Consider the following 12264-nt stretch of genomic DNA (forward strand, 5'->3'; position numbering starts at 1 on the left):
CAGCCGCGTTGGCATGCTTACCGCTTCACCGGTAAGCTTGCCGGCGATGGTCGACGTCCTCGTCATCGGCGGCGGCAACGCCGCCCTGTGCGCTGCCCTGATGGCCCGCGAGGCCGGGGCGAGCGTGCGGGTGCTGGAGGCGGCGCCGCGCGAATGGCGCGGCGGCAACTCGCCGCACACGCGCAACCTGCGCTGCATGCACGACGCGCCGCAGGACGTGCTGGTGGACGCCTATCCCGAAGAGGAGTTCTGGCAGGACCTGCTGAAGGTCACCGGCGGGATCACCAACGAAAAGCTCGCGCGCCTGGCGATCCGCGAATCGGCGACGTGCCGCGCCTGGATGCGGCGGCATGGCGTGCGCTTCCAGCCGGCGCTGCCGGGCACCTTGCACCTTTCGCGCACCAACGCGTTCTTCATGGGCGGCGGCAAGGCGCTGGTCAATGCGTACTACCGCAGCGCCGCGCGCATGGGCGTGGACGTGAGCTACGGCACGCCGGTGGATACGCTGGAAATCCGCGACGGCCGCTTCGTCGCCGCCGTCGCCAAGGGCGAGCGCATCGAGGCGAAGGCCTGCGTGCTGGCCGCGGGCGGTTTCGAATCCAACCGCGAGTGGCTGCGCGAGGCGTGGGGCCGGAACGAACGCGGCGAATGGCCCGCCGAGAACTTCATCATCCGCGGCACGCGCTTCAACCAGGGCGTGCTCATCCGGCACATGCGCGAGCAGGGCGCCGACATCGTCGGCGACCCGACGCAGGCCCACTGCGTGGCCATCGATGCGCGTGCGCCGCTGTACGACGGCGGCATCGTCACGCGCGTCGATGCGGTTTCGCTGGGTGTGATGGTCAACCGCGAAGGCCAACGCTTCCACGACGAGGGCGAGGACTTCTGGCCCAAGCGCTATGCGCTGTGGGGGCGGCTGGTGGCTTTCCAGCCGCAGCAGGAGGGCTTCTGCATCATCGACCGCAAGGCGCTGGGGCGCTTCATGCCGCCGGTGTTCCCGGGCGAGGAGGCCGTAACGCTGGAAGAACTCGCGCGCAAGCTGGGCCTGCCCGAAGCGGCGTTCATGCAGACGATGCGCGCGTTCAACGCGGCGTGCCGCCCGGGCACGTTCGACCACACGGTGCTGGACGATTGCCGCACCGAAGGCCTCGTGCCCGCCAAGTCGCACTGGGCGCGCCCCATCGACACGCCGCCTTTCGTGGGCTACCGGCTGCGGCCGGGCGTGACGTTCACCTACCTGGGCCTGAAGACGAACGAGAAGGCGCAGGTGCACTTCGGCGGCGCGCCCAGCGACAACCTGTTCGTCGCCGGCGAGATGATGGCCGGCAACGTGCTGGGCCAGGGCTACACGGCGGGCGTGGGCATGACGATCGGCACGGCCTTCGGCCGCATCGCAGGAACGGAGGCCGCGCGTGCAGCAGCTTGAAGCGCTGGTGCGCGCGGCTGAGGCGGAGGTGGACCGCCAGATGCAGATCTGCAATGCCTGCCGCTACTGCGAAGGCTTCTGCGCGGTGTTCCCCGCGATGACGCGGCGGCTGTCGTTCGATGGGGCCGACGCGCACTACCTGGCCAACCTGTGCCACAACTGCGGCGCGTGCCTGCATGCGTGCCAGTACGCGCCGCCGCACGAATTCGCGGTGAACGTGCCGCGCGCGATGGCGCAGCTGCGCGTGAAGACGTACGAGGAATTCGCGTGGCCGCGCGGGCTGGGTGGCCTGTACCGCCGCAACGGCCTGTTCGTGGCGCTGGCCACCGCGGCTTGGCTCGCCTTCTTCCTCGTGCTCGCCACTTGGGGTCGTCCCGGCGAAGGACGGGACGCAGCGTCTTTGGCCGGCAACTTCTACGCGGTGTTCCCGCACGGCACGCTCGTCACGATGTTCGGCGTGGTCTTCCTCTGGGCCTTGTTCGCACTGGCCGTTGGCGTCACACGTTTTTGGCGCGCGATCGGCCCCGAGGGTTCCGAACCCGGCGCCGCCGCCGAAGCCACGCGCGACGCACTTACCCTGCGCTACCTCGACGGCGGCCACGGCGAAGGCTGCAACGACGAGGACGACCGCTTCACCTTGCGCCGCCGCGTGTTCCACCACTTCACCTTCTACGGCTTCATGCTGTGTTTCGCAGCCACGTGTGTCGCCACCGTCTATCACTACGCAATGGGCCTGCATGCGCCGTATCCGCTCGCGAGCCTGCCCGTCGTGCTCGGCACGCTGGGCGGCATCGGACTCGTCATCGGTCCCGTGGGCCTGCTCTGGTTGAACTTTCGACGTCACCCGCTGCACACGGAACCGTCGCAACGCCCGATGGATGTCGGCTTCATCGCCTTGCTGCTCGCCACGAGCATCACCGGCCTGGCGCTGCTGGGCTGGCGCGACACGTCGGCCATGCCCACATGGCTGGCCATCCACCTCGGCTGCGTGATGGCCTTGTTCCTCACGCTGCCTTATGGCAAGTTCGCCCATGCGGCCTATCGCGTGGCCGCGTTGTTGAAGTACCAGGTGGAAAGGCGGCGGCGCAACCCCGTCGCCGTTGCAGCGGATTGACCATGCTCCAGATCGCGTCGATGAAGGACAGCTGCGCGCCCGCCGAATGGCAGGCGCGCGTGGACCTCGCCGCGTGCTACCGCCTGGTGGACCTGTACGGCCTGTCGGACATGATGGCCAACCACATCTCCTCGAGCGTGCCGGGCGAAGAAGGCGCGTTCCTCATCAACCCCTACGGGATGATGTACGAGGAGATCACCGCGTCGTCGCTCATCAAGGTGGACCTGGCGGGCAACATCCTGGCCAAGCCCGACTTCGGCGCGCTCGACTACGGCATCAACCGCGCGGGCTACGTGATCCACAGCGCGGTGCACGAGGCGCGGCCCGAGGTGCGCTGCGTGATCCACGTGCACACTTGGGCGACCATGGCCGTGTCGGCGCTGGAGTGCGGCCTGCTGCCCATCACGCAGACGTCCATGCGCTTCTTGAAGATCGGCTACCACGATTACGAAGGCGTGGTGCTCGACGAGCGCGAGAAGACGTCGCTCTTGCGCGACCTGGGCCAGGGCGAGGCGCTGATCTTGCGCAACCACGGCGCGCTCGTCGTCGGCAGGACGGTGGGCGAGGCCTTCAACTGGACGCACCGGCTGGAGCTCTCGTGCCGCGCGCAGGTCGCGGCGATGTCGTGCAACACCCCGTTGAGAAGCGTGCAGCCCGATGTCGCGGAGCAGACCTGGAACCAGTACCAGCCCGGCACGCGCCGCCCCTACGGCCTGATGGAGTGGCCGGCGCTGCTGCGCAAGCTGGACCGGCTGGATGCGAGCTACCGCACCTGAATCCGAAACCAAGGAGACGAAGATGTTGAGAAGAACCCTCCTGCTCTCGCTGGCGGCCGCCGCGATGGCGGGCCCGGCGCTGGCGCAAACCTTCCCGCCCGCCAAGCCCGTCACCATGTACGTGGGCTTCGCCCCGGGCGGCGCCGCGGATTCATCGGCGCGCCTCATCGCGAAGAAGCTCACCGAGAACATCGGCCAGTCGGTGGTGGTGGAGAACAAGCCCGGCGCGGGCGGCAACATCGCGCACCAGCTCACCGCGCAAGGCCCCGCGGACGGCAGCGTGATCCTCTTCGGCTCCATCGGGCCGCTCACGATCGCGCCGCACATGCTCAAGGTGGGCTACGACCCGTTCAAGGACCTCGCACCGCTGTCGGGCGGCGTGCAGTTCGCGAGCATCCTGGTCGTCAACTCGCAGGCGTCGGGCATCAAGACGCTGGCCGATTTCGTCGCGGCCGCGAAGAAGAACCCGGGCGGCGTGACCTTCGCGTCGACCGGGCCGGGGTCGGCCTCGCACCTCACGGGCGAGCTGTTCGCGCAAAGGGCCGGCGTGGAGATGACGCACGTGCCGTACCGCGGCGGCTCCGCGGCCATGCCGGACCTGCTCGCGGGCCGGTTCACGTCCTACTTCGCCGCGCCCCCGACGGCATTGCCGCAGATCGAGGCGGGCAAGATCACGCCGATCGCGACGACCGGGCTGCAGCGCATGCGCGAGCTGCCGAACGTGCCGACCGTCGCCGAATCGGGCTACGCGGGCTTCGAGGCGCTCAACTGGTACGCCTTCGTCGCGTCGGCCAAGACGCCGAAGGAGATCCTCGACCGCTGGAACGTGGAGATCGTGAAGGTGCTGAACGACCCCGCGACCAAGGATCAGCTGCTCAAGCACGGCGTCACGCCGATGCCGACCACGCGCGAGCAATTCGCGGAGTTCATGAAGAAGGAGTCGGAGCAGTGGGGGAAGATCGTGCGGGAGAAGAAGATCACGGGGGAATAGCGGCGACGCACCGCGCGAAGTCGTTCGTGGACCGGGTCCGGATCGCGAGGTCCGCCACGATGGGTGGCTCGTTGAGTGTCCCCACCGCCGAATACAGCACGTTCGACAGGTGCGCCCCGGTCATATCGGTCCAGGGCTCCAGGAGGGACAGGTCGCCCGGACCCGCCACGTACAGCACCTGGATGTCGAACGCGGTGATGCGCTGGCCCTGGTAGATCACGAAGGTCGTGTAGCGCATGTCGATCTCCACCGCCGGGCCGTAGTCGAAGCAGGCGCCGTGGCGCCAGCCGGCGATGGTCAGGGCGATCTCCATGGGGCTGTCGGGGTAGAGGACCGGCAGCTGGGGGACCAGCGTCTTCCAGGCATCCGTCTGCAGCAGCGCCGGGGGCAGTGGGGCGCTCCGGTAGTTGTCCTTCGTGAACACGTAGTTGTTGCAATGCGCCATGTAGCCGGCGAACTTCTTGTCGAACGCGTTGCGGATGGCCTGGCACTGGGCTGCCGACATGGGTGGCGGGGGCGGGCTGGGGACGTAGTCTTCGGGCTGCGGCGCCCGCGGAAGGCCGCCGCTTCCCCCGCAAGCGGAAACGAGCGCGCAAAGGACTGCCGCGGCGTACAACCGTGTGTGCACCATGGACGCCCCCTCCTCAGGAAGCTGCGGTCGTTATAGGCGCTGCGCGCTACAAGTGCAAAGTCGTGAGGGCCGGCGGCGTCTCGGCCACGAGCCTGCCGCGCTTGTAGACCTTCACCCGGTTCGCGCGGCGGCGGATGGCATCGACGACGTCCGTCGCCTGCAGCAGCACGAAGCTCGCGTCACAGCCGGGCGCAATGCCGTAGCCTTGCAGGTGCATGATCTTCGCGGCGTTCGTCGTCACGGCGTCGAAGCACGCGCGGATGCCCGATTGGCTCGTCATCTGCGCCACGTGCAGGCCCAAGTGCGCCACCTCCAGCATGTCGGCGGTGCCCAGCGGGTACCACGGGTCCATGCAGTCGTCGTGGCCCATGCCCACCGTCACGCCGGCGGCCATCAGCTCGGGCACGCGCGTCATGCCGCGCCGCTTGGGGTAGGTGTCGTGTCGGCCCTGCAGGTGGATGTTGACGAGCGGGTTCGCGATGATCGACACGCCGCTCTCCGCGATGAGCGGGATCAGCTTGCTCACGTAGTAGTTGTCCATCGAGTGCATCGACGTGCAGTGGCTGCCCGTGACGCGGCCTTGCAGGCCCAGGCGGTGCGTTTCGAACGCCAGCGTCTCGATGTGGCGCGAGAGCGGGTCGTCCGACTCGTCGCAGTGCATGTCGACCATCTTTCCTTGCGCGGCCGCGATCTCGCACAGCAGCTTCACGCTTTCCGCACCCTGGGCCATCGTGCGCTCGAAGTGGGGAATGCCGCCGACGACGTCCACGCCCATGGCGAGCGCCTTCTTCAGGTTGTCGGCGCCGCCGGGCGAGCGCAGCACGCCGTCCTGCGGGAAGGCGACGAGTTGCAGGTCGATCACGCCGGCCACGCGCTTCTTCACTTCGAGCAGCGCCTCCACGGCGAGCAGGCGCGCATCGCTCGTGTCCACGTGGCTGCGGATTGCGAGCAGGCCCTTGCCGATCGCCATCTCGCAATAGGCGAGCGCCCGGCGCACGATGTCCTCCTGCTGCAGCGAGGGCTTGAGCTCCGCCCACACCGCGATGCCTTCGAGCAGGGTGCCGCTCTCGTTCACGCGTGGCTGGCCGTACGTGAGCGTGGTGTCCATGTGGAAGTGCGCGTCGCAGAACGGTGGCGCGAGCATCCAGCCCTTGGCGTCCACCGTTTCCTTCGCCGGCGCCGAGAGCCCCGGAGCCACGTCGGTGATTTTGCCGCCGCTGACGGCGACGGACATGGCGGTGCGCCCGTCGGGCAGGGCGCAGTTGGTGATCAGGAGGTCGAGCATGACCCCATTGTGATCACTTGAGGTCGACGATCTCCACCCAGTTCGGGTTCTTGCCCATGGGCAGCTGCGCGGCCTGCGAGAGCTTCCCGGTGGCCGGGTCGATCTTGTACGCCGTCATCTGGTGCGACGTCTGCCCCACGGCCAGCAGCCACGTGCCTGTGGAGTCGACCTGGAAGCCGCGCGGCTGCTTCTCGGTGGGCTGATGGCCCACCAGCGTGAGCTCGCCGTTGGCCGCGTCGATCTTCCACATCGCGATCGTGTGCGTGTTGCGCTCGGCGGTGTACAGGTACTTGCCGTCGGGCGTGACGTGGATGTCCGAAGCCCAGGGCTTCACGGTGGAGCCCTGCGGCAGCGTCGGCCAGGTCTTGAGCAGCTTCAGGTTGCCGCGGTCGGCGTCGAAGCCGAGCAGGTCCACCGTGGCATCGAGTTCATGCAACAGGTACGCGTGCTTGCCGTTCGGGTGCAGCACGAGGTGGCGCGGCCCCGCGCCGGCGCGCGTGGCGAACGCCGCGGGCTCGGCGGGCGCGAGCTTGCCGCTGGCCGCGTCGAACTTGAACACCAGCACCTGGTCGCTGCCGAGGTTGGTGACGAGCAGGTTGCGGTTGGACGCGTCGATGATGGCCGCGTGCGCGTTCTTGCCGGTGGGGATCACCGCGACGGCGCCGCCCGCGAGGCCGTCGGAGCCGATGGGGCTCACGCTGATCTTGTTGCCGCCGTAGGAGGCCGCGAACAGCCAGCGGCCGGTGCGGTCGGTCATGATGTTCGCCATGCTGTCCGGCAGCGGCGCGGTGCCGATGCGCTTGAGCGCGCCGGTGGCCGGGTCGATGGAGAAGCTCGCGACGCTGAAAGGCTCGCTGCGCAGCGCCGCGTACAGGAAGCGCTTGTCGGGGCTGAGCGCCATCGGCATCACCGTGCCGCCGACTTCCAGCGTCTGCGTGACTTGCACCGTGCCCTTCGCGCGATCGAGCTTCAGGACGGTGATCTCCTTGCTGTCGGCATTGGAGACGTAGGCCGCGGCAGTGGAGGATGTCGCACAACCTTGCATGGTCAGCACCCCGGAAACAGCGTTGCAGCAGCGGCCATTCGGACAAAGGTTTGCATGTCGTCTCCTTGTACATGTCAGATATCGTACAACCGATCGCTGACAAAGGAAAGCGGTCGTCCCGGCGAAGGCCGGGATCCAGTGTCTTTCGAGAGCGCCATAAAGGCACTGGGCCCCGGCCTGCGCCGGGGTGACGCGCTATTTCCAGGCCGCCAGGAACGCCAGCAGCACCCGCGCCGAGTTGTCCGCGGCGATCTGGAAGAAGGTCGCGATCTCGTTCTCGCCGCCGCCGCCACCGGCCAGGTCGCTCAACGAGCGGAACGCGATGAACGGCACGCGGTTGGAATAGGCCACGTGCGCGACGGCGGCCGTTTCCATGTCGAGCACGCTGGCCTCGAAGACCTTGAACGTGTATTCGCGGAACGCCGCGTTGTCGACGAAGGCCGCACCCGACACGCCGTTGCCGCCGATCACGATCCGCGGCTGGTGGTCCAGGCAGTGCCTGCCGGCGTCGCAGCGCTCCAGCTTCACGTCGGCGGCGGCGCGCCGCGCGATCGCGAGCAGCTGCGCATCGGCGCCGAAGAACTGGATCTTCTCCTCGCCGCTGCGGCCCGCCGAGCGCACGCCCACGGGCCGCGGGTGGATCATCCCGAAGTTGGGCAGCTTCGCGTCGTCGATGAAGGCCGGCGCCTGGTACTTGCCGGGCGCCACCTCGCGCGCCAGCAGCACCTCGAGGTACTGCGTCCAGCGCTGCGCGACGATGACGTCGCCCACCTTCAGCTCGGGGTTCACGCCACCCGCGATGCCGCTGAAGACGATGTGGCTCACGTGGAAGCGGTCCAGCGCCAGTTGCGTGTTCATGGCGGCGTTGACCATGCTGATGCCCGACAGGAACAGCACCACGGGCTTGCCTTGCAGCGTGCCGGTGATGAACTCGACGCCATTGATGGTCTGCCGGCGCGCATCGACCACTTTCGAGGCCAGCAGCGCCAGCTCGGGCTCGAAGGCCGAAATGACCGCGATGCGCGCCGTGTCGCGCGGCGTGCCGGCGCAGCCGGCCAGCAGCAACGCGAGGATGAGGGCGAGGAGGCGGCGCATCGAAGGCGCAGTCTATCGCTGCTAGAACGGTCCCTGGAAGTCGAACGCGCGCTGCACGAACCAGTACGCGGCGATGAGCGCGACAGCGATGGAGCCGAAGGTGAGTACGCCGTGGCGGTAGAAGGCCGTGCGCCGCAGGGCAAAGGCGATCGGCACGAACACGGCGACGATCGCGATCTGCCCGACCTCCACGCCCAGGTTGAAACCCACCAGCGCGAGGGCCAGCGCGCCTTGGGGCAGCCCCAGGTCGGCCAGCACCGACGCGAAGCCGAAGCCGTGGATCAGGCCGAACACGAAAGCCATCACCCAGCGCTTCTTCTCGATGGTGCCGCGCAGGTTGTTGAGGGCCGCGAACACCACCGACGCCGCGATGGTCGATTCGACGATGCGCGAGGGCAGGCTGATCACCTCCAGCGCCGCCAGGCTGAGCGTGATCGAGTGCGCCACCGTGAACGCGGTGACGACCTTGAGCACCTCGACGAGCGAGCGCTTCAGGCTGGGCGCCGGCTCCCAGTCGCCGGCCACGCGCACCAGCACCGCGGGCAACAGCAGCGACAGCAGGAAGAGGATGTGGTCGTAGCCGATCCAGATGTGCCACGTGCCGTCCACCAGGTACTGGCGCAGCGTCTGCCATGCGCCGGCGGGCTGCAGGGCCAGCGGTTGCTGCGCGTTGTCGGTGCCGAAGACGAGCGCCTGCGACGACGCGCCGCCCGGCGCCACCCACTGCACGAGCCCGCGGTGCGAGGGGTCGACGTCGAACAGCAGCGCGTAGTGCAAGCGCAGGCCCTTGGCGAAAGGCTCGCACTTCGCCGTGAGCGACAGCACGGCGTAGGTGCCGTCGCTGTGCTTGTCGAGCTGCAGCGGCGCGGCGGTTTGCCAGGCGCACGCCTTGTCGCCGGCCTCCAGCGTAAGGCGGGCGGTGGCGTACTGCGTGATCTCGTCAGCGCGCGTGCGCACCTCGCCCCAGGTGAGCTGGCCGTTGCCGTCGCGGTCCAGCTCCAGCACGTAGTCCAGGTCGCGCAGCGCGATATCCCAGCGCACCGCGACTTCGTGCTGGTTCGCGTCGGCGCGCAGCGTGAGGTAGCTGTCGCTCGGCTTGTGGGCCGCCGCGGCCAGGGGCAGCAACAAGGCCGCCAGGAAGGCGAGGAGGCGCATCACTTCTTCGCCCCGGCCAATTGCGCGGCGAGGGCAACCAGCGCCGGGTCTTCGTAGCCGTTCGACTGGAGCCATGCCAGCGCGGGATCGGCGGCCTTCGGCTGGTTGGCGGCCAGCGCGGCCCGCATCAGCATCTCGGCGTCGCGCGCTTCCTTCTGCGTCGCGTAGTTGCGCACGGCGAATTCGAGCGCCCTGGCCGCGTTGCCCTGCACGTCCAGCTCGAAGCGTGCCGCTTCCTGCTCGTGCAACGTGTCGCCACGCTTCGCCGCGTCGTCGAAGCGCTCGCGCAACTGGCTGGCCCAGCCCTTGGCGCGCGCGTCGTCGGCCGCCTTGCCGGCAAGCGCCAGGCGCAGCAGCAGGATGTCGGAGCGCTCCCAGTCCTTCAGCAGCGCGATGGCTTCCTGCGGGCGCTTGCGCGCGAGCAGGAAATCGGCATAGGCGCCCAGCAGGAACTGGTCGGTGATGCCCAGCGCCAGCGCTTCCTTGAAATGCCTTTCCGCTTCGTCGGTGCGCTGCAGGCGGATCGCCATCTCGGCCAGGCGCGTGCGGACCCACAGCTTGAGCCCGGCGGGCGCATCGCGCGATTCGGCGAGTGCCTTCGTGAGGGCGTCGTAGGCCGGGCGCAATTGGCCGGTGTTGGCCTGCGCGTAAGCCGTGCAGCCTTGCGCGTGCAGCGGGTGGGCCACCGCTGCCAGCTTCGCGCACTCGGCCAGCGCGTCGGCGTACTTGGCCTGCACCATGTCGATGGCCGCGCGCCATGCGGGCGGCTCCGGCGACTGCGGGTCGAGCTCGCCGGCTCTCTTCAGGCTGGCGAGCGCCCCGTTGAAGTCATGGCTGTATTGCTGCAGGACGCCGCGCACCAGCCAGTAGGCGGCGTTGTCCGGCGCGGCTTTCTCCAGCGGGGCGATCGCCGCGGATGCGTAACCCACGTAGCGCGGGTCGCCTTGCGCCATCGCCAGGTCGAAGTAGCGGCGCGCCACCTCCAGCCGCAGGTCCACGTCGAAGGGCCGCGCGGCCAGCTGCTTGCGCAGCGATTCGACGCGGCGCACGGATGGGTCGTTGGTGGTGGCGGGCAGGCGCTCGACCACCTCGGCGTCGCCGGCGGGGGTGAACGGGGCGGCGAAGGCGGGCGACAGCGCCAGTGCAAGGATGAGGGCCGGCGTCGCGAATCGGTGCATCGGGGCGAGAGTCTAAAGGGACGGCCCCACGCGCCGCCCGGACGCGGCATGATGCGCCTTCCATGCGTTCCATCCTGTTCCTCGCAGCCTTGCTGCTTTCGTTCGCGGCGCAAGCCGGCGGCGCCCTCGGGGCGAACGGCCTGCGCCAGCACCACGCGGCGATCGCGCCGCACCTGGCCGCCAGCGAATTCGGCGGGCCGCTCTTGCTGCGCTCGGACGAGGCGCCGCGGCGCATCGAAGGCGAGGTGTTCGCGGTGCTCGACCACCCGTTCGAGAGCGTGGCGGCCGCGCTGGCCGACCCGCTGCAGTGGTGCGAGATCCTCATCCTGCACCTGAACACCAAGGGCTGCCGCGAGACGGTCGTGAACGGGCGGCAGCGCATCGAGATCCGCGTCGGCCGCAAGGAGCCGCAGCCGCCCGAGGACGCCGAGCTGGTGGCCTTCGATTGGCGCGGCGCCACCCGCCGCGCGGACTACGTCGCCGTGCAGATGGATGCCGAGGACGGGCCCTACGACACGCGCGACTACCGCCTGTTCGTCGAGAGCGTGCCGCTGGACGCGAAGCACACCTTCATCCACATGGGCTACGCCCTCAGCTACGGCGGCGCGAGCTCGGTCGCGATGAAGCTGTACCTGGCCACCTTCGGGCGCAACAAGGTGGGCTTCACGCACGAGCGCCCGCCCACGCCCAAGGACGAAGGCTATGTGGGCGGGGTGCGCGGCATCGTCGAGCGCAACACCATGCGCTACTACCTGTGCATCGACGCCTACCTGGGCTCGCTGGCGCTGCCGCCGGCGCAGCGCGCCGAGAAGAGCATCGCCGCGTGGTTCGACGCGACCGAGCGCTTCGCGCGCCAGCTGCACGAGGTCGACCGCGACGACTACCTGCGCATGAAGCGCGAGGAAGTGCGGCGCGTGTACGCGCAGCAGCGCTAGCTACTTGGTGCCGAAGATGCGGTCGCCGGCGTCGCCCAGGCCCGGCAGGATGTAGCCGTGCTCGTTGAGCTGCCGGTCGATGGCGGCGGTGTAGATCGGCACGTCGGGGTGCGCGCCCTGCAGGGCCTTCACGCCTTCGGGGCACGTGAGCAGGCACACGAACTTGATGGACTTCGGCCGCATCTCCTTGATGCGCTCCACCGCCGCGATGGCGGAATTGCCGGTGGCCAGCATCGGGTCCACCACGATCACGTCGCGGTCTTCCATGGCCTGCGGCATCTTGAAGTAGTACTCGACGGCCATCAGCGTCTTGGGGTCGCGGTACAGGCCGATGTGGCCCACGCGCGCGCCGGGCACCACGGTGAGCATGCCGTCCAGGATGCCCGTGCCCGCACGCAGGATGGAGACGAACACCAGCTTCTTGCCGTCGATGACCTTCTGCTTCGTCTTCTCCAGCGGCGTTTCGACCTCGATCTCGCGCGTGGGCGTGTCGCGCGTGACCTCGTAGGTCATGAGCATCGCCAGCTCGTTGAGCAGCCGCCGGAAGCTGTTCGTCGACGCCTCCTTGTTGCGCATCAGCGTGAGCTTGTGCTGGATCAGCGGGTGATCGAGGACGTGGACGTTGTTCATGGG

12 protein-coding genes are annotated in these 12264 nt (G+C 68.8%); 5 read left to right on the forward strand and 7 right to left on the reverse strand.

Features of this window, described 5'->3' with window-relative positions; translation table 11 throughout:
- The first annotated feature begins 46 nt into the window (after nucleotides 1-46).
- Genes tcuA through WG903_RS12845 form a run of 4 tightly spaced genes read left to right on the forward strand, consistent with a single transcriptional unit; the run spans nucleotide 47 to nucleotide 4307 of the window.
- On the forward strand, nucleotides 47-1426 hold the full coding sequence (tcuA, locus tag WG903_RS12830) for an FAD-dependent tricarballylate dehydrogenase TcuA (RefSeq protein ID WP_340075909.1): 1380 nt from the start codon (nucleotides 47-49) through the stop codon (nucleotides 1424-1426).
- Nucleotides 1413-2540 carry a tricarballylate utilization 4Fe-4S protein TcuB gene (tcuB, locus tag WG903_RS12835; protein ID WP_340075911.1) on the forward strand — a complete coding sequence of 376 codons (1128 nt, stop codon included), beginning with the start codon at nucleotides 1413-1415 and terminating at the stop codon, nucleotides 2538-2540. The genes tcuA and tcuB overlap by 14 nt, the downstream gene beginning before the upstream one ends.
- 2 nt (nucleotides 2541-2542) lie before the next feature.
- A complete protein-coding gene (locus WG903_RS12840) occupies nucleotides 2543-3316 on the forward strand; it encodes a class II aldolase/adducin family protein (RefSeq protein WP_340075913.1) in 774 nt (257 codons plus the stop codon).
- Nucleotides 3317-3338: 22 nt separating this feature from the next.
- Nucleotides 3339-4307 carry a Bug family tripartite tricarboxylate transporter substrate binding protein gene (locus WG903_RS12845; RefSeq protein ID WP_340075915.1) on the forward strand — a complete coding sequence of 323 codons (969 nt, stop codon included), beginning with the start codon at nucleotides 3339-3341 and terminating at the stop codon, nucleotides 4305-4307.
- Here the strand turns inward: WG903_RS12845 and WG903_RS12850 are convergent.
- The 6 genes from WG903_RS12850 to WG903_RS12875 form a co-directional block, all read right to left on the reverse strand.
- Nucleotides 4294-4812, reverse strand: coding sequence for a hypothetical protein (locus WG903_RS12850; protein WP_340075918.1), 519 nt, complete (start codon nucleotides 4810-4812; stop codon nucleotides 4294-4296). The two genes, WG903_RS12845 and WG903_RS12850, sit on opposite strands and share 14 nt — an antisense overlap.
- Before the next feature lie 172 nt (nucleotides 4813-4984).
- Entirely contained in the window at nucleotides 4985-6223 is a 1239-nt protein-coding gene (locus tag WG903_RS12855; RefSeq protein ID WP_340075920.1) for an amidohydrolase family protein, read from the reverse strand.
- Nucleotides 6224-6236: 13 nt separating this feature from the next.
- Nucleotides 6237-7268, reverse strand: a complete 1032-nt coding sequence (locus tag WG903_RS12860) for a lactonase family protein (protein WP_340075922.1) — start codon at nucleotides 7266-7268, stop codon at nucleotides 6237-6239.
- A 195-nt stretch (nucleotides 7269-7463) separates the two neighbouring features.
- On the reverse strand, nucleotides 7464-8363 hold the full coding sequence (locus tag WG903_RS12865) for a 5'-methylthioadenosine/S-adenosylhomocysteine nucleosidase (protein WP_340075924.1): 900 nt from the start codon (nucleotides 8361-8363) through the stop codon (nucleotides 7464-7466).
- A gap of 21 nt (nucleotides 8364-8384) precedes the next feature.
- The gene (locus WG903_RS12870) at nucleotides 8385-9518 is read right to left on the reverse strand and encodes a HupE/UreJ family protein (protein ID WP_340075927.1); all 1134 of its coding nucleotides are present in this window, start codon (nucleotides 9516-9518) and stop codon (nucleotides 8385-8387) included.
- Entirely contained in the window at nucleotides 9518-10696 is a 1179-nt protein-coding gene (locus WG903_RS12875) for a hypothetical protein (protein WP_340075930.1), read from the reverse strand. Before WG903_RS12875 ends, WG903_RS12870 begins: the two co-directional genes overlap by 1 nt.
- 62 nt (nucleotides 10697-10758) lie before the next feature.
- Here WG903_RS12875 and WG903_RS12880 point away from each other — a divergent pair, with 62 nt between their 5' ends.
- Nucleotides 10759-11631, forward strand: coding sequence for a hypothetical protein (locus WG903_RS12880; RefSeq protein ID WP_340075932.1), 873 nt, complete (start codon nucleotides 10759-10761; stop codon nucleotides 11629-11631).
- Here the strand turns inward: WG903_RS12880 and upp are convergent, their stop codons facing one another.
- On the reverse strand, nucleotides 11632-12261 hold the full coding sequence (gene upp / locus WG903_RS12885) for a uracil phosphoribosyltransferase (RefSeq protein ID WP_340075934.1): 630 nt from the start codon (nucleotides 12259-12261) through the stop codon (nucleotides 11632-11634).
- Between the last annotated feature and the right edge of the window lie 3 nt (nucleotides 12262-12264).

This window comes from Ramlibacter sp. PS4R-6, assembly GCF_037572775.1.
Classification (GTDB): Bacteria; Pseudomonadota; Gammaproteobacteria; order Burkholderiales; family Burkholderiaceae_C; genus Ramlibacter.